17 protein-coding genes are annotated in these 17,045 nt (G+C 49.1%); 3 read left to right on the top strand and 14 right to left on the bottom strand.

The annotated features are described in order from the left end of the window. Positions 1-4 precede the first annotated feature (4 nt). The 5 genes from fre to trxA all read right to left on the bottom strand — a co-directional run bounded on the left by fre (position 5) and on the right by trxA (position 5,124). Complete coding sequence (gene fre / locus K0504_RS02785) at positions 5-703, bottom strand: NAD(P)H-flavin reductase (RefSeq protein WP_220102627.1); 699 nt, start codon at positions 701-703, stop codon at positions 5-7. Positions 704-724: 21 nt separating this feature from the next. Then, complete coding sequence (ubiD, locus tag K0504_RS02780) at positions 725-2,203, bottom strand: 4-hydroxy-3-polyprenylbenzoate decarboxylase (protein ID WP_220102626.1); 1,479 nt, start codon at positions 2,201-2,203, stop codon at positions 725-727. A 64-nt stretch (positions 2,204-2,267) separates the two neighbouring features. Continuing rightward, positions 2,268-3,125, bottom strand: coding sequence for a hypothetical protein (locus K0504_RS02775; protein ID WP_220102625.1), 858 nt, complete (start codon positions 3,123-3,125; stop codon positions 2,268-2,270). 178 nt (positions 3,126-3,303) lie between these two features. Beyond that, entirely contained in the window at positions 3,304-4,563 is a 1,260-nt protein-coding gene (gene rho, locus K0504_RS02770) for a transcription termination factor Rho (protein ID WP_220102624.1), read from the bottom strand. Between the two features lie 234 nt (positions 4,564-4,797). Then, on the bottom strand, positions 4,798-5,124 hold the full coding sequence (gene trxA, locus K0504_RS02765; RefSeq protein WP_220102623.1) for a thioredoxin TrxA: 327 nt from the start codon (positions 5,122-5,124) through the stop codon (positions 4,798-4,800). Positions 5,125-5,243: 119 nt separating this feature from the next. Here trxA and rhlB point away from each other — a divergent pair, with 119 nt between their 5' ends. Both rhlB and K0504_RS02755 read left to right on the top strand, forming a co-directional pair. Further along, a complete protein-coding gene (gene rhlB / locus K0504_RS02760; protein WP_220102622.1) occupies positions 5,244-6,530 on the top strand; it encodes an ATP-dependent RNA helicase RhlB in 1,287 nt (428 codons plus the stop codon). Further along, the gene (locus tag K0504_RS02755) at positions 6,490-8,028 is read left to right on the top strand and encodes a Ppx/GppA phosphatase family protein (RefSeq protein WP_220102621.1); all 1,539 of its coding nucleotides are present in this window, start codon (positions 6,490-6,492) and stop codon (positions 8,026-8,028) included. Before rhlB ends, K0504_RS02755 begins: the two co-directional genes overlap by 41 nt. Here K0504_RS02755 and hemB read toward each other — a convergent pair. From hemB to ubiE, 9 genes are read right to left on the bottom strand one after another with little or no spacing between them, the layout of a single operon-like run. Next, positions 8,025-9,023, bottom strand: a complete 999-nt coding sequence (gene hemB, locus K0504_RS02750; protein ID WP_220102620.1) for a porphobilinogen synthase — start codon at positions 9,021-9,023, stop codon at positions 8,025-8,027. The genes K0504_RS02755 and hemB overlap by 4 nt on opposite strands. Then, entirely contained in the window at positions 9,020-10,531 is a 1,512-nt protein-coding gene (locus K0504_RS02745; protein ID WP_220102619.1) for a sensor domain-containing diguanylate cyclase, read from the bottom strand. Before K0504_RS02745 ends, hemB begins: the two co-directional genes overlap by 4 nt. 14 nt (positions 10,532-10,545) lie before the next feature. After that, a complete protein-coding gene (locus K0504_RS02740; protein WP_220102618.1) occupies positions 10,546-11,091 on the bottom strand; it encodes a hypothetical protein in 546 nt (181 codons plus the stop codon). Next, a complete protein-coding gene (gene tatC / locus K0504_RS02735; RefSeq protein ID WP_220102617.1) occupies positions 11,081-11,851 on the bottom strand; it encodes a twin-arginine translocase subunit TatC in 771 nt (256 codons plus the stop codon). The genes K0504_RS02740 and tatC overlap by 11 nt, the downstream gene beginning before the upstream one ends. Further along, positions 11,841-12,215 carry a Sec-independent protein translocase protein TatB gene (gene tatB / locus K0504_RS02730; protein ID WP_220102616.1) on the bottom strand — a complete coding sequence of 125 codons (375 nt, stop codon included), beginning with the start codon at positions 12,213-12,215 and terminating at the stop codon, positions 11,841-11,843. Before tatB ends, tatC begins: the two co-directional genes overlap by 11 nt. 5 nt (positions 12,216-12,220) lie before the next feature. Further along, the gene (tatA, locus tag K0504_RS02725; RefSeq protein ID WP_220102615.1) at positions 12,221-12,475 is read right to left on the bottom strand and encodes a twin-arginine translocase TatA/TatE family subunit; all 255 of its coding nucleotides are present in this window, start codon (positions 12,473-12,475) and stop codon (positions 12,221-12,223) included. A gap of 55 nt (positions 12,476-12,530) precedes the next feature. After that, on the bottom strand, positions 12,531-14,174 hold the full coding sequence (ubiB, locus tag K0504_RS02720) for a ubiquinone biosynthesis regulatory protein kinase UbiB (RefSeq protein WP_220102614.1): 1,644 nt from the start codon (positions 14,172-14,174) through the stop codon (positions 12,531-12,533). 46 nt (positions 14,175-14,220) lie between these two features. After that, positions 14,221-14,814, bottom strand: coding sequence for a ubiquinone biosynthesis accessory factor UbiJ (locus K0504_RS02715; protein ID WP_220102613.1), 594 nt, complete (start codon positions 14,812-14,814; stop codon positions 14,221-14,223). Positions 14,815-14,821: 7 nt separating this feature from the next. Next, a complete protein-coding gene (gene ubiE, locus K0504_RS02710; protein ID WP_220102612.1) occupies positions 14,822-15,577 on the bottom strand; it encodes a bifunctional demethylmenaquinone methyltransferase/2-methoxy-6-polyprenyl-1,4-benzoquinol methylase UbiE in 756 nt (251 codons plus the stop codon). A 246-nt stretch (positions 15,578-15,823) separates the two neighbouring features. Between ubiE and bshA the strand changes: the two genes are divergently transcribed. After that, a complete protein-coding gene (bshA, locus tag K0504_RS02705) occupies positions 15,824-17,044 on the top strand; it encodes an N-acetyl-alpha-D-glucosaminyl L-malate synthase BshA (protein ID WP_220102611.1) in 1,221 nt (406 codons plus the stop codon). Position 17,045 lies beyond the last annotated feature (1 nt).

Here is a 17,045-nt window from a genome sequence, read left to right as displayed (position 1 = left end):
GATGCTAATCGATAAACGCGAAGGCATCGGAGAACATGCGCTCGCGTGGCATTTGCTTTTCAAGGAAGGCATCTCGAGCCACACCAACCATTTCAAAACGCCCAGCCATGTAAAGATCGTAGCCAGCTAAGCTATCGAAATCATTCAATACCGCTTGATGCACTTGCCCTGTTTTGCCTTGCCAGTCGGCTGAAGGCTCTTCGACCACGGCATGTACCGTTAACCACTCGTGGCTTTCAGCTAATTGTTGCAGTCGCGACCACTCATATAAATCGGCTTCACAGCGCACACCCCAGTATACGATGAGCGATTCGCTACGCGGCGCATCGATCATGCTCATTAAGATGCTGTTGACGTAAGAAAATCCGGTACCACCAGCCATTAAAATAGTTGGCTCATGACGCTCAGGGTGCCAGTATGCATCGCCACCGGGTAACGACACCGTGACTTGTTCATGTTGCTTTAAATGCTCAATGGCTTGGCCAGCGTAACTGTCGGCTCGGCCTGCTCCGATATGCAATTCCAGCTCAGCGGCATTGCTCGCACTGGCAATAGAAAATGGGCGCTTGTCTTGTTCTGACAAGTGCAGCATCAGGTATTGACCCGGTAAAAACTCAACCGGCTCAACAGGGCTTAACATTGCTCGTTGCACAAAAGGAGTCAACGCTTCAAGGCGGCTGACTGTGCAGGTTACTTGTTTCATTTCTACTCCAGACACGGCAGTTTAGTCACTGCCAGAGGTAATGCCGAGTTCGTCCCAAATATCGTCGACTCGATCTTTTATTTGCTGACTCATGGTAATCGGCTCGCCCCATTCGCGATCCGTTTCACCCGGCCATTTATTGGTTGCGTCCATCCCCATTTTCGAACCCAGCCCCGCCACGGGCGAAGCAAAGTCGAGGTAATCAATGGGCGTATTTTCAATCAGGGTAGTGTCGCGAGCAGGATCCATCCGCGTTGTCATTGCCCAAATCACGTCCTGCCAATTCCGCGCATCAATATCATCATCACAGACAATGACAAACTTGGTGTACATAAACTGGCGCAAGAATGACCAAACGCCCATCATCACACGTTTGGCATGGCCTGCATACTGCTTACGAATGGTCACCACCGCTAAGCGATATGAACAACCTTCCGGCGGCAAGTAGAAGTCAACGATCTCTGGAAATTGCTTTTGCAAGATCGGTACGAAAACTTCGTTCAACGCGACGCCTAGAACGGCTGGCTCATCAGGAGGGCGGCCGGTATAGGTGCTGTGATAAATGGGATTTTTACGCATGGTCATGCGCTGCACGGTAAATACCGGAAACGACTCGACCTCATTGTAATAACCCGTGTGGTCGCCATAAGGGCCTTCCGGAGCGAACTCATCGGGCTCAATGACTCCTTCCAGCACAATTTCAGCACTTGCTGGCACTTCCAAGTCATTGCCAATACAGCGCACTGTTTCTGTCTTATTGCCGCGTAATAAGCCGGCAAATGCATACTCAGACATGGTATCCGGTACGGGTGTTACCGCGCCTAAAATCGTTGCAGGATCAGCGCCGAGTGCGACGGAAACTGGGAATGGTTGCCCAGGATTCTGTTGCTGCCAATCGCGCAAATCAAGCGCGCCACCACGATGGGAAAGCCAACGCATAATGAGTTTGTTTTTAGCCAACAGCTGCTGACGATAAATACCTAAATTCTGGCGATTTGAACGTGGTCCTCGGGTTATGGTTAAGCCCCAAGTTACTAACGGTGCGACATCACCAGGCCAACAGGTCATGACCGGTAAGCGGTTTAAATCAACTTCATCGCCTTCAAGTACAATCTGCTGACAAGGTGCTTTGCCCAACACTTTGGTTGGCATGTTCAGCACCTGCTTGTACATCGGCAGCTTTTGAATCGCGTCTTTAAAACCTTTCGGTGGCTCAGGTTCTTTGAGCGACGCCAGTAATTGGCCCACTTCTTTTAACGCGCCAACCTCAGTACGCCCCATACCAAGGGCTACTCGCTTGGGGGTACCAAACAAGTTGGCCAGCACCGGAATGTCAAAGCCTTTAGGATTTTCAAACAGAAGCGCTGGGCCACCGGCACGCAAGGTGCGATCGGCAATCTCGGTCATTTCGAGATTCGGGTCTATTTCTTGTGAAATGCGTTTGAGTTCACCGAGGGACTCAAGCTGATCGAGAAAATCTCGCAGATCCTTGTATTTCATAATGATCGATTTGAAAAGTTATGTCGCCAGTATAATGGGCCAGCTAGCGCAAGCCCAGCACCAGTTAAGGAAGTTGTGCGGCGAGAGGCTCGAGTAGATAACCGCTTTGCTCAATGGCAACTTTTGCAAAGCGATCGGCTGGGCTATCTAATTGTTGCAACTGCAGTTTACGGTGTAACTCCAATAAAGTTTGCTGGGAGCCATATTTCGCCAATGAAACGGCAGAAATGGCACCAATTTGCTCATCATATAAACCGGCGACCATGAGTGACTGTACGTCCTCATCCGCGCCAAAATTTTGCGCTAAAATCGGCATGGCAACTACCGCTAAATCACGATTTTTAGCTGCTTCTAGTAGTAATTTTTTAGCTGTTGATGGATCAAATATAACGGGAATTTTTGGCAAACTTGGCAAGGTAGCTGAGCGCTCGCCACGGGCCAGCGCATCACTGAGAGCCTCTGCTTGTTGACAGCGCAACACCTTCGCCACCAACACTGTATCTGCTAGAGCTGAAAAGTCAGCCTCTTGGCATGCGCTGAACGCGGCTTGGCTAAGCCAATATAATTGTTTGGTTTCAGGCAGTAGCAACCACTCTGACACATTCGGCACCGCCGTGAGCACTTCAGCTTTGGTGGTGAGTCGCTGCGCCAAATGGGGGATAGTTGGATGACTGACCTCACCCAATTGCCATTGCTCAATCCAATGACGTTCATCGGCGGTTAATTGAGACTGGCGCAGCAATCGTTGCATATGCTGCAGCACGGCCAATTCAATCGCGGTGTTTAATGTATGCGGATAGATTAGATCTGATGGCGTGTAATCAAGCGGTGCGCTTCGAACCTGACCATAGAGTTGCTGGAACGACTCAGAATGAGCGCTGTCGGCATAGCGATCGGCAATGCAACTGGCACTAAATACCATGCAAAGTCCGAGTGCAAATACTCGTGCCGCCTTGGCAACTATCATCAATTACCCGATCTCAAAAATGTGACTCACCAGCAATGGCGTTAACTGGCTCTAAAACCGTACTATTCTGCACTAAAAAAGGCAGCAAAAGCTATAAACTAGCCACCGCTGCCTTCGATATAGCCACAATTTTCTACTTTTTCTTCATCGCTTCGAAGAAATCGTCATTTGTTTTCGTCATCGCTAATTTATCAATGAGGAATTCCATGCCGCTAATTTCATCCATTGGGTGGATGATTTTGCGCAAGATCCACATCTTCTGTAGCTCTTCTGGCGTCGTAAGCAACTCTTCGCGACGGGTACCAGAGCGATTGATATTAATCGCTGGGAAGACGCGTTTTTCTGCGATTTTACGGTCCAAATGCACTTCCATGTTACCTGTGCCTTTGAATTCCTCGTAAATAACTTCATCCATCTTCGAGCCGGTATCGATTAACGCAGTGGCCAAAATGGTCAGGCTGCCGCCTTCTTCGACATTACGTGCCGCACCAAAGAAACGCTTAGGCTTATGCAACGCGTTAGCATCGACACCACCAGTAAGAACTTTACCGGACGAAGGAATGACGGTGTTGTAAGCACGAGCGAGACGAGTAATCGAGTCAAGCAAGATCACAACGTCTTTCTTATGCTCTACCAAACGCTTCGCTTTTGCGATCACCATTTCAGCAACCTGAACGTGACGACTCGCTGGCTCATCAAAGGTCGAGGCAACAACCTCACCTTTAACCAAGCGCTTCATCTCAGTTACTTCTTCCGGACGTTCGTCAATCAGCAACACCATCAATTCACATTCAGGGTGGTTGGCAGCAATGGATTGGGCCAGATTCTGCAAAAGAATGGTTTTACCCGCTTTTGGCGGTGCCACAATCAAACCACGCTGACCTTTACCGGTAGGCGAGGCTAAATCCAATACACGGGCAGTAATGTCTTCCGTTGAACCATTACCGCGCTCCATGCGCATACGTTCATTAGCATGCAACGGTGTTAGGTTTTCAAATAGGATTTTGTTGCGAGAATTTTCCGGACGGTCAAAGTTAACTTCATTAACCTTCAACAATGCGAAATACCGCTCGCCTTCTTTCGGTGGGCGGATTTTACCGGCAATGGTATCGCCGGTACGCAAGTTAAAGCGCCGGATCTGGCTCGGTGATACATAGATATCATCCGGACCAGCAAGGTAAGAGCTGTCGGCGCTACGCAGGAAGCCGAAGCCGTCCTGCAGAATTTCTAACACACCGCTTCCGAAAATATCTTCGCCGCCTTTGGCGTGAGTTTTCAGAATGGTGAAAATAATATCTTGTTTACGTAAGCGGGCTAGATTGTCTAGGCCCTTACTTTCGCCCAGAGCAATTAGCTCTGATACTGGGGTATTTTTTAACTCGGTCAGGTGCATCTTGGGATCTGCTACAGGTCGGTTATATTGGATGGTTTAGTTGCATATATGACGCGACTAATCGCATCACAGAGAAAAGACTTTTTGGAATTTCCCGGCCAAATAGACCGCAAGAAGGGAACTCAGTTAGCTATAAAGTAACACCAAAGAAAAGATTCGTCCAGAAAGAAGACAAAAAGGCCAACGAATAAATATCGGAGGCCTTAATTCAACAACGGTAACCGCAAACTCAGGTTACAGGTTGTCGTTGATAAACTCGACCAACTGGCCTTTTGATAAAGCGCCAACTTTGGTCGCAGCAACGTTGCCGTCTTTAAACAGCAATAATGTTGGGATGCCGCGAATGCCGAATTTAGGTGCCGTATCGGCATTGTCATCGATATTTAATTTGGCGATGGTTAACTTGCCATCAAACTCAGCTGCAACTTCATCCAGAATCGGCGCGATCATCTTACAAGGGCCACACCATTCTGCCCAGAAGTCGACCAACACTGGGCCACTGGCTTTTAATACGTCATTTTCAAAACTGGCATCTGTCACGTGGACAATTTTGTCGCTCATTGATTGCTCCAAATAAGGGTTAGGTCGCACTTGGTTCAGACACTATTAATGGCGACACAATGGATCTATTTCAAGTCATGTTGTTTATATTTGCAAGTTTAACCTGATATGCTTACCTAATGAGCAAAACACACTTAACTGAACAGCGCTTTAGCGAATTTTCGCTGCACCCTCAGGTGCTGAGCGCACTCACCGAAAAAGGGTTCGATTTTTGCACCCCGATTCAGGCTAAAACCTTGCCTTTGGCATTGACCGGTAAAGACGTTGCGGGTCAGGCACAAACAGGCACGGGTAAAACCATTGCGTTTTTAGCCGCGACTTTCCACCACCTGCTAAACAACCCTGCTCGCGATGATCGCCCATCAAATCATCCTCGCGCCGTGATTGTAGCACCAACCCGTGAGTTGGTGATTCAAATTCACAATGACGCCGAGCTGATGGCCAAACACACCGGCATTAAGCTGCAAGTTGTGTATGGCGGCGAGGGCTACGATATTCAACGTCAGCGCCTACAACAAGGCGTCGATGTGCTGGTTGCCACCATGGGCCGCCTCATCGATTACTTCAAACAAGGCGTGATCAGCTTAGATGACGTGCAAGTGGTGGTGCTTGACGAAGCCGACCGCATGTTTGACCTCGGCTTCATTAAAGACATTCGTTACATGATGCGCCGCTTGCCGCCGCCATCAGAACGTTTGAATCTGCTTTACTCGGCCACCCTGTCATACAAAGTGCGTGAATTAGCGTACGAGCACATGAACGAACCGATTCATGTGCAGATTGAGCCAGAGCGTAAAACCGCAGAGAAAATTCAAGAAGAGCTGTTCTATCCATCAAACGAAGACAAGATGACCTTGTTGCTAACCCTGATGGAAGAAGAGTGGCCCGATAAAGCCATTGTGTTTGGTAACACCAAGCATGGTTGTGAAAAAATCTGGGGCGCGTTGGCCGGCGAAGAACATCGCGTAGGCTTGCTGACCGGCGATGTACCGCAACGCAAACGCCTGAAGATTTTGGAGCAATTCACCCAAGGCGAGTTAGATATTTTGGTTGCTACCGATGTTGCTGCCCGTGGTTTGCACATTCCAGCGGTGACCCACGTGTTTAACTACGACTTGCCAGACGATGCCGAAGATTACGTTCACCGAATTGGCCGAACGGGTCGTGCAGGCGCTAGCGGCCATGCGATCAGCTTTGCTTGTGAGCAATACGCGATTAATTTGCCAGCTATTGAGTCCTACATTGCTCATGAAATTCCAGTGACTCAATATGACTCTTCGGCACTACTGACCGATGTGAAGCCACCAAAATATATGCCTCGTACGCGACAAGTAAATCAAAGTGGTCGTAAACGCTCTCGCAATAATGGCGGCAATCGACGCCCACAAGGAAAACCGTCAAATTAAGGCCATGAACACCAGCAACTCTGACTTGTTTGCCGCCATCGACCTTGGCTCAAACAGCTTTCACATGCTGGTCGTTCGCCAAGTTGCCGGTACTATCCAGACCGTTGCCAAAATCAAACGTAAAGTGCGTTTGGCAGCGGGCTTGGATGACCAACTCCAACTCTCCGAAGAAGCAATTAATCGCGGCTTACACTGCTTAAGATTATTCGCAGAACGACTTCGCTTTATTCCTCAAACCAATGTTCGAATCGTTGCCACCGCGACCTTGCGGCTGGCAAAAAATAGCCCTGACTTTGTTACCCAAGCAGAAGCGATCACCGGCCACCATGTTGAAATCATCAGTGGCGAACAAGAAGCACATTTTGTTTATCAAGGCGCCGCGTTTACGTCAGATGGTAGCGATCAGCGCCTTGTCATTGATATTGGCGGTGCAAGCACTGAGCTGATCATTGGTCGCGGCATTGATATTCAACAAGCTGTCAGCCTCAATATGGGATGCGTGCGATTTACTGAGGCATTTTTTGCTGACGGCAAGTTCACCCAAGAGCGGTTCGCCAACGCCATTGCGGAAGCGCAGGCAGTGGTATCGCCACTACTCGATAACTACACAGAATTTGGCTGGCAACAAGCCCTTGGCGCTTCGGGTACGTTACGCGCGATTCAAGAAGTCTTGCTGGCCAACGGCCATGATGATGTCATCAACCTCGAACGGTTGCAGGCACTGCAACAACAAATAATTGCAGCAGGTTCGCTTGAGCAACTCGATATTGTTGGCTTAGCAAATGAGCGCAAGCCGGTATTTGCCGGCGGCCTCGCTATTCTCACTGGCTTGTTTCAAGCGTTAAATATTGAGCAATTGCAAATAGCCGGCGGGGCATTACGCGAAGGCTTAGTATATGGCATGCTTAATGTTCAAGCTGGTGACAATGTACGCCAACGCACGCTCAAGAATTTGGCGCAAAAATATCATCTCGATCGCCAACACGGCAGGCAATGTCGACAAATTGCTTTAGCACTGTGCAAACATTTTGAGGCGAGTTGGTCGATCACTGACGATGGCAAAGCAATGCTCGCTTGCGCCGCACAATTGCACGAAATTGGCTTCACCATTGGTTTCGTTAATGGCCATCAACATGGCGCATACATTCTCAACCACACCAATCAACCGGGCTTTTCCAGTAGTCAGCAAGCCTTGCTAGCAACCTTAATAGGCCACAGCAAAGGCAAGCTCGATTTGGCTCAACTCAAGCCGCTGCAAGGTTATAGCAATGAGCAAGTGATTGCGCTTATTCGAATTTTGCGGTGGGCGATTATTCTTACCAGTCACCGCGCCAATTTGGTGGTGATGCCTCAGCAACTGAACTGCAGTGGTTTAGCTGTAAGCTGGAAAATGCCGAAGGGATGGCGGTTGCAGCACCCGTTGAGTGCTGCTGATTTAACCGAAGAGCGTCACTATCAAGCAAATGCAGGGCTGAGCTTTACGTTTGCAGAGCATTAACCCTGCTTTAGCCAACGCGCCACATCAACCGCAAAATACGTCAAAATTGCATCGGCACCGGCCCGTTTAAATGCCAGCAACGATTCCATCACCACGGCCTTTTCATCAAGCCAGCCATTCTGTGATGCGGCCTTAAGCATGGCGTACTCGCCACTAACCTGATAGACCATTGTGGGGACTTTAAACGTGCTCTTAACGCGGCTAACGATGTCGAGATACGGCATGCCAGGCTTCACCATGACCATGTCTGCGCCTTCTTGTAAGTCGAGTTCGACTTCGTGCAGCGCTTCATCACCGTTGGCAGGATCCATCTGGTAGCTATATTTATTACCGCCTTTTAAGTTGCCGGATGAACCCACAGCATCTCGAAACGGGCCGTAGAAGCTCGACGCATATTTGGCTGAATAGGCCAAGATCTGAGTGTGGATATAACCGGCTTCCTCAAGGGCTTGTCGAATCGCACCGATACGGCCATCCATCATGTCCGATGGAGCAACCACATCAGCGCCCGCTTCAGCATGGCTTAATGCCTGCTTGACTAGGACTTCGACCGTCTCATCATTCAATACATAGCCGGTTTTATCGAGCAACCCGTCTTGGCCATGAATGGTAAACGGGTCAAGAGCTACATCGGTGATCACTCCCAAGTCTGGCTGATGAGCTTTAAGTGCACGCACGGCTCGTTGCGCCAAGCCGTTTGAGTCATAGGCTTGTTCTGCAAATTCGGTTTTAACCGCTGCAGGCGTCACCGGGAACAAGGCTACTGCAGGGATCCCCAACTCAACCAATTCGTCAGCTAGGGCCAGCAGTAAATCAATCGAAATGCGTTCAACGCCGGGCATCGACGGTACCGCTTCTCGCTGTTGTTCACCTTCGAGCACAAACACTGGGTAAATCAGATCCGCGGTAGTTAGCTGGTTTTCTGCCATAAGGCGACGAGAAAAGGTATGTTTTCGCATCCGTCTTGGTCGAGCGAAAGGAAATTGTGCGGTCATGAAGGATCTTCCTGATTGAACAATAATGATGCCTGTGGACTGTCAGAAGGCGCACCCACGTGTTGCCATTTCGCCTGATCACGACCAGCCTCTTTAGCCCGATATAATGCCTGATCGGCCGCATCCAGAATCGCCTTAGGATCCATATCCGACTGCGCTACAGCAACCGAGAGTCCTGCGCTGATGGTTATCGGCAAGGCACCATCGCTGGTAATAAAAGGTGTTTGACGAATTGCCGTGAGGACTTGCTCAATCACTTGCATCGCACCTTCGAGATGAGTGGCAGGCAAAATAAGTGCAAACTCCTCGCCGCCATAACGAGTTAACGCGTCGGTAGGGCGTTTCAGCACTGATTGAATGCGATGCGCCACTTGCCGAATACACTCGTCACCCACGAGGTGACCATAAGTGTCATTCACGCTTTTGAAATGATCGATATCGAGCATGGCAATACCCAGCGGCGTTTGCTCTCGCCGACTACGGCGAAATTCCGCTAAGTAACGTTTATCAAAGTGCTTACGATTTTTAACCCCGGTTAGAAAATCAACGGTGCTTTGCTCTTCGAGTTGGCGGTTGGTCTCTTCCAATTCACGCAATGCAACTTCCAGCTCAAAGGTGCGCTCTTGCACTTTGCTTTCAAGATCTTCAGTGGCGTTTGCTTGTGCTTTTAACGCTTGCTGTTGCAAGCGGTTCGCACGTTCAGCATTTCTTAGCGATTCTTTTTGTGCAGTGAGCTTTTCTTCGCGCGCATCGGCAAAGCTGCCTGCCATCACGAAAGAAATAACCACCACTTCAATAATTAACCCAATGATCAACGGCACATGCACGGCCACATTGGCGTCAAAAATATTTTTATACCGCAGCAGGGTTGTCGAGAAGCCGATGAACAAAGCAAGCCACGCGACGAAATAAAACGAACCGTACCGGACTTTTTTCTTGAGTAGCCAGGCACCACAGGCCACAAGTAATACACTGAGCCCGCAAGCAAGTATCACGAGCAGCCGAATCGCGTACACATGCCACGTAAACAACATAATCACGCCGACTAAAGCGATACTAGCGATGAACACTCGGAGGGCGACTTGCAGCGGTTGACTGCGTGCCATTTGGGCAAGTAATTCTTCGGTGAATGCGGCAATTAACGAGGCTGCGACGATCCCCAGCACGAGAATGATTTGCAGGTTATTCCAAAAAGGAGGTTGCCAGAAAAAGCTACATAAACCGGTCGCCACCGCGGTCATTAGAAAAACGCACAGACCATAAGCGCCATGATAAAAGAAGCTGGCGACTCGGCTATGCCAATAAACAAATAACTTAAATACCGCCATCACTAGCAGCACACCACAAAACAAGCCGTTCACGGCTAATGCTCGCGCTTGATCGCCATAGCTAGTTTCAGTTAAATCCAGAGAAATAATGGATGAGATCTCAACGTTCGCAGCCATCGCCACTGCGGGGAATCCGGCAATGGCAATGCTTATCAAAAACGTCCAAAGAGATCGCAACATAACGTCCTACTGAATTAATCGAGCCGTTTGGCGCGGCTCTTGCGGCTAACACCCGCTTTATTAACATAAAAAGACCCAAGTGCACCCCGTGATACGATGACCGTATCGCCGGTTTTAAGACGTGGCCCTTTTTCTTGTAGCTTCCAGCGCTGCTGATTGTCCAACGTCAACGTCAATTTACCGTAGGGATCTTTACTGACGGCGGTCACTTCAGCACTAATTTCATCCAGCTCTTTTGTTTGCTGCTTAGCAATTTCACGTTCCAAGCCAAACGCCTGTTGAGCAGATGGCTTCGCCGCCACAACGGCAGCTTCCGAGCTAGCAGATATTGATTGTTCCGGCACGTCAGCCACAGGAACGACAGGCTTTGTGTTTGACGTTAAATCCTGACGCTCTGGTGATGCAAATTGCCGTTTTGTAATGCCATCAAAGCAAGCTAAACGTTGCTTATCGTTGCTAACCGAAGAGCACAGCTGCCATTCTGCCTGCCAGTCAACTGCATTGGCAGCGGGAACGCTTATGAGCAAGCACGCAACAAGACCGGTGATATTAGTTTTCACTTTCAGATTGTTCCTTTTTTTCTACTTCTTCATCATCTTCATCTGATTTGCGGGCATAGAAAGATGACATCATCACACCAAGTTCAAACAGCAGCCACATCGGCAGCGCCAACAGCGTTTGAGAAATTACATCTGGCGGCGTTAGTAGCATACCGATAATAAACGCTGAAACAATAACATAGGGGCGTTTAGTGCGGAGAACGGCTGGCGTCGTCATGCCGCTGGCACACATCAAAATGACCGCAATAGGGATCTCAAAGGCCAACCCGAATGCAAACAATATCTTGAGCACAAAATCGAGATAACTCGATATGTCGGTGGCGATGACCACATCTTCTGGTGCCACGCTGGTAAAGAAGCTAAATGCCAGCGGAAATACAATGTAAAACGCAAATGCAATGCCACCGTAAAACAACACCACACTCATGAATAACAAAGGGATCGCCAACCGCCGCTCGTGGCGGTATAAGCCTGGCGCAATAAATCCCCAAACCTGATGCAACACCACCGGCATGGCTAGCGCCATAGCCACCACTAGGGTTAACTTAAACGGTGTAAAGAACGGCGCCGCCACGTTAGTCGCAATCATATTGCTGCCTTCAGGCAACTGGGCGATTAACGGCCCCGCAATCCAATGGTAAAGATCATTAGCAAAATAAACTAAGCTCAAAAAAATCAGAAGGATAGCGATTACTGCTCGCAGCAGTCGGGAACGCAATTCTATGAGGTGAGCAATTAGCGGGATACCGTTATCCGTCATTGCTTTGATCTCGCTTAGTAACGTCTATTGGTGTTGCCTGATTGGTTCGATTCGTCGAAGAAGGGCTGTCATCTTGATAAGGGCGTTGCACGGAAGCTGCCGCATCTTTTAGCTCATCAACCGAGCGTTGTAGATCCGGCGCTAAATCCGCCATGCCTTGTTGTTCGGCCTTTTTCAGGTTTTGCTGCAACTCGTGAATGTGCAGCTCCTGACTAATTTCTTCTTTTACATTGGTGGCCATACTGCGCACGGAACGAACCCAACTGATAACGGTTCGCAGGGCGCCGGGCAAACGCTCCGGCCCAAGCACAATTAAGCCCATCACGGCGATAACGCCAAGTTCCCAGAAACCGATGTCAAACACTATGGTTACTTCTTATGAGTTTTAGACGTTTGATCGCTAAAATCAGCATCCTGACCGTCAATTGGTGGCGTACCCGCACCTTTGTCGGTCAACTGTTCGTTCGTTTCAGTTTCCGCTTTATCGTCGTTGCCAACAGATTCTTTAAATCCTTTAATGGCAGATCCTAAATCGGTACCCAGACCACGTAATTTTTTTGTCCCAAACAGCAAGGCCACAATTACCGCGATAATCAATAGCTGCCAAATGCTGATTCCACCCATGGTGTTAATCCTTTGTTAGACGTAAAAATATGATAAAGAGCGACGCCACACTGGGCTACTTCCGCCAATTAAGCCACCAGCCCCGCAACCAGCAGATTGCCGCAGCCGATGAAACTCCCGTCAGCGCAGGCCAGCCTACACTGTCATGAATTAGGGCCGCAGACAATGCCAGAATACCTGCTGTCATTAGCCAATAGAACGATGTTGCCTGTTGTTGGCGCCAACGTCCCATTTGCGTTGATGCGCGTTGATGCTGCTCAGTAAAACGCTGAACCGCATGCAGTGAGTCATAAATCAGCGCCGGCATTTCTGGTAGTTTCTCACCCCAGAACGGCGCATTTTCCTTGATGTCTCGCCACACTGCTTTAGGGCCAATTTGCAGGGCCATCCAATCTTCCAAAAATGGCTTGGCGGTTTTCCACAAATCCAGTTGCGGGTATAGCTGACGCCCTAACCCTTCAATATACAACAGGGTTTTCTCTAACAACACCAATTGCGGCTGAACTTCCATATTGAAACGGCGCGCCGTATTAAACAAGTTAATCAACACGTGACCAAATGATATTTCTGCCAGCGGCTTCTGAAAGATAGGCTCGCATACGGTACGGATAGCGAACTCAAATTCTTCAACATTGGTATCGGCCGGTACCCAGCCAGACGCGACATGCAGCTCGGCCACTTTCCGATAATCCCGGTTAAAGAATGCCAGAAAATTTTCGGCCAAATAGCGCTTATCATCACGGTTGAGGGTACCCACAATGCCAAAATCAACCCCAATGTACATAGGATCATGCGGGTGCTCGCGCGACACAAAGATATTGCCCGGGTGCATGTCTGCGTGGAAAAATGAATCACGAAACACCTGCGTAAAAAAGACCTCAACACCTCGTTCGGCCAGCTTCTCCATATTGGAGCCTTGGGCTTTCAGGCTGGCAATATCGCTCACTGGGATCCCGTCGATACGCTCCATCACCAAAACATTTTGACGACAAAAATCTGCATAAATTTCGGGAATATAAAGACTGTCAGAACCTTCAAAATTGCGACGCAGCTGAATCCCATTCGCAGCTTCGCGCATTAAATCGAGTTCATCAAACAAGGTTTTTCGATACTCATTAACGACCTCTTTGGGTCGCAAGCGTTTGCCATCGGGTAAAAACTTTTCCGCCAGACCAGCAAACATCGACATGACCGAAATATCCGCGGCAATCACTTTAGCGATGCCTGGGCGAATCACTTTCACCACCACATCACGCTGTTCGCCAGCAATCTGCAATTGCGCGCCATGAACTTGTGCAACGGATGCAGAAGCCAAAGGCTCGGCCTCAAAGCTGCTGAAAATGTTTGCTAACGGCTGACCAAATGCCGCCTCTATTTGTTGTTGCGCTTGTTGCTGGCAAAACGGCGGCACTCGGTCCTGCAATTTTGCAAGCTCTTCGGCATATTCATCGGGCAGCAGATCGCGACGCGTCGACAGCATTTGGCCAAACTTAACGAACACAGGCCCAAGCGCTTCGAGTGCTAAGCGAAAACGAGCAGCATCGGAATCTTGCTTGTTAACGGGGCGAAACCAAAGCACCACAAACCGAGCGTAGCGGATATACCAAGGTAACCAGCTCTCGGGGAATAGTTTATCAAGCCGATATTGCCAAAATATTTTGGTAATTTGATACAAGCGCCAATGTTGTTTGATCAGCATATTGACGGCCCTTTACCAATAAATATTGTGCTTCTGTTACCAGTATTCATGACGTAAGCGCCTTAATGCGTTGGGCTAGTTGCTGGCAACGAGTGTCCAAAGATGCCACCTGGTGAGAGAATTGTCGCAACTCGGCGCTGGCCGGTAACCACTTGATTTCATCTTGTAAATATTCTTCAACATCATGGGTCATCGTTTGCCGGCGCGTATTAGCCCATGCCATCAATTTATTCCCCAAGGTGTTAAGCATATGAGCCGGCACGTCGCCCAACCATTGAGAGAGCCATTCTTCACGATCAAAATGCGTATCACGTAATTCATCGGCAATACGACTGGCCAATTGTAAATCGCCTTCAAGGGTAATCGCACCAGACTTAATTAACTCCGGCAGCAGTGCAGGCGTAGTTAGTCGTTGTAAGTCACTGAAACGCCCAGAGATCCGACATTCAACCGATTGCCCCTGATAGGTTTGTAGGCGCAGGCGGTCACAAACCTCAATCTCGATAGCCAGCGGCAAGTCGGTGCATTCAACGGCTAACACCTTGCCTTTGAAGCTCGCCAGAATAGAGGACATAGGGTGCTGACTCAGATACGCCGCCAGCACCTTGTCAGCTAATGAGATAAACAGCGCTTGCAGCATCACCAACTCAAAACTTATAGCCGCGGTGCAAGGCAACAATGCCGCCGCTTAAATTGAAGTAGCTGACTTCGTCAAAGCCCACGTCACGCATCATTTGCGCTAGAGTGTCTTGGTCGGGGTGCATACGAATGGACTCCGCAAGGTATTGATAGCTCTCACTATCATTGGCAACAAGCTCGCCCATTTTCGGTAATAACTTAAACGAGTAAGTATCGTAAACCTTATTGAGCCAGCCATATTGCGGTTTGGAGAATTCCAGTACTAGTAATCGGCCTCCCGGCTTCAGCACTCGCAACATGGAAGCCAACGCGTTGCTTTTCTCGGTGACATTACGAAGTCCAAAAGCAATGGTGATGACGTCAAAGTAGTTACTAGGAAATGGCAATGCTTCCGCATTTGCTTGTACAAAATCGATATTGCCCACCACGCCACGATCACGCAATTTGGCCTTACCAACTTTCAGCATAGAGGCATTAATATCGGCTAAGACAACCTGGCCAGTGGGGCCAACTCGCTTCGACATCAAGGCGGTGATGTCGCCGGTACCGCCGGCAATGTCCAGCACACGATCGCCTACTTTTACACCGCTGCATTCGCGCGTAAATAGCTTCCAAGCACGGTGAACGCCAAACGACATCAGGTCGTTCATCACATCGTATTTATCCGCTACGGAGTGGAATACATCAGCCACCATCGAAACTTTCTGTTCTTTGTCGACTTGGCGAAATCCAAAATGAGTGGTCGCGGAGCTTGAATCTGTCATAAGAGTGCCTTGTCCATCAGTTGACAGCGATTGTATCGGAACCTCGCCACGGTAGAAAGTATTCAAACTTTCGGGTAATGCTTTTGTCATGCGGCACCGAAACCAATGCCCGTTTGAATTGTCACAATGGTGTCATCCGCACGCGGCAAAGTTGCAATAAGTCGCTTTTGTGCGAACTTTTCAAAACCGTCTATAACTATAAGAATGCTTATAATATCAAACACTTTTTAAATATGGAGATTTGCAGTGACAGGAACTGAGATAAGCCCTCCGGTTAGTGCTGATACGCCTACTCCCCAAGCTTCGCAAGCCGATAAGTCCGAATCATCTTCGACCTTAAAAATTGCATTTGTTTGCAACCCTAAAATGGGTGGTTCGGGGATCATCGCAACTGAATTAGCAATGGCGCTGGCTGAGCGTGGCCATCATGTGTGGCTGCTAGCGGAAAAGCACCCATTCTCTTGGCGCCAAGTCAGCGATACGTTGCACTTCCTTAAGCTGGAGGTTAACGACTATCCGGTATTTGAAAGCGCGCCACACACACTGGCTCTCGCAGGCGGACTGGCCAACTTAGTCGAACAAGAAGGTATTGATGTTGTGCATGCGCACTACGCCGTACCCTATGCTGCGGCGGCAGTTTTTGCCCGACAAATCTGCAAACAGCCGTTTAAACTGATTACCACGCTGCACGGTACTGATGTCGTTAAGTTGGCAGATGATCCGGCCATGCATCGCGTCATCGATACGGTACTTGAGCAAAGCCACCGTGTGATCTGCGTATCCGACGATCTCGCTCAGCAAACTCACCAACGCTTTTCGCTCAAAACATATCCTGATGTTATTGCCAACTTCGTGCCGAAAGGGAAGGTATTTAATGGAACGCGTGAAGACGCACGCAACGTGCTTGGTCTCGATCAGCAAGCCTGTTACTTGGTACACGCGTCAAACTTTCGCAAGATTAAGCGCATTCCTGACATAATTGAGACCTTTGCTCAGGTACGCCAGCAAAAACCATGTCAGCTTATTTTGTTAGGTGAAGGCCCTGAATTTGAACCCGCACAGGCACAAGCCAAGCAGCTTGGCGTGTTCGAAGACATTATTTGGGTTGGAAAAGATCCGGAAATTAATCGCTGGTTTGCAGCCGCCAATGTTAATTTACAGTTGTCCGATTACGAAAGCTTTGGGTTAACGCTGATTGAGAGCATGGTGCAAGGCGTACCAACGGTGGCAAACGATGTTGGCGGGATGCCAGAAGTTGTAGCTGGAACGGGCGAAATCGTCTCGGTGGGTGATACTCAGGCGGCCGCGGCTGCGGTATTAACATTAATGAACCAACAACAAGCAGCGGCTCAAGCTGTGCAACAACGTTGCATTGAAAAAGCCAATAACCATTACACGTCAGACGCAGTATGCCTGGCCCATGAAGTGATTTACGACAGCATACTCAACACCTTAAACGAGTCATAAT

Source organism: Neiella holothuriorum (assembly GCF_019457915.1).
Lineage (GTDB): Bacteria > Pseudomonadota > Gammaproteobacteria > Enterobacterales > Neiellaceae > Neiella > Neiella holothuriorum.
Note: the sequence above shows the minus strand (reverse complement) of the source record. Positions and strands in the feature narration are given on the sequence as shown.

What these genes read in the sequence shown, in the direction of transcription:
- fre (WP_220102627.1), bottom strand. Translation starts at nt 703, where the DNA reads ATGAAACAAGTAACCTGCACAGTCAGCCGCCTTGAAGCGTTGACTCCT.
- ubiD (WP_220102626.1), bottom strand. Translation starts at nt 2,203, where the DNA reads ATGAAATACAAGGATCTGCGAGATTTTCTCGATCAGCTTGAGTCCCTC.
- K0504_RS02775 (WP_220102625.1), bottom strand. Translation starts at nt 3,125, where the DNA reads ATGGTATTTAGTGCCAGTTGCATTGCCGATCGCTATGCCGACAGCGCT.
- rho (WP_220102624.1), bottom strand. Translation starts at nt 4,563, where the DNA reads ATGCACCTGACCGAGTTAAAAAATACCCCAGTATCAGAGCTAATTGCT.
- trxA (WP_220102623.1), bottom strand. Translation starts at nt 5,124, where the DNA reads ATGAGCGACAAAATTGTCCACGTGACAGATGCCAGTTTTGAAAATGAC.
- rhlB (WP_220102622.1), top strand. Translation starts at nt 5,244, where the DNA reads ATGAGCAAAACACACTTAACTGAACAGCGCTTTAGCGAATTTTCGCTG.
- K0504_RS02755 (WP_220102621.1), top strand. Translation starts at nt 6,490, where the DNA reads ATGGCGGCAATCGACGCCCACAAGGAAAACCGTCAAATTAAGGCCATG.
- hemB (WP_220102620.1), bottom strand. Translation starts at nt 9,023, where the DNA reads ATGACCGCACAATTTCCTTTCGCTCGACCAAGACGGATGCGAAAACAT.
- K0504_RS02745 (WP_220102619.1), bottom strand. Translation starts at nt 10,531, where the DNA reads ATGTTGCGATCTCTTTGGACGTTTTTGATAAGCATTGCCATTGCCGGA.
- tatC (WP_220102617.1), bottom strand. Translation starts at nt 11,851, where the DNA reads ATGACGGATAACGGTATCCCGCTAATTGCTCACCTCATAGAATTGCGT.
- tatA (WP_220102615.1), bottom strand. Translation starts at nt 12,475, where the DNA reads ATGGGTGGAATCAGCATTTGGCAGCTATTGATTATCGCGGTAATTGTG.
- ubiB (WP_220102614.1), bottom strand. Translation starts at nt 14,174, where the DNA reads ATGCTGATCAAACAACATTGGCGCTTGTATCAAATTACCAAAATATTT.
- K0504_RS02715 (WP_220102613.1), bottom strand. Translation starts at nt 14,814, where the DNA reads ATGCTGCAAGCGCTGTTTATCTCATTAGCTGACAAGGTGCTGGCGGCG.
- ubiE (WP_220102612.1), bottom strand. Translation starts at nt 15,577, where the DNA reads ATGACAGATTCAAGCTCCGCGACCACTCATTTTGGATTTCGCCAAGTC.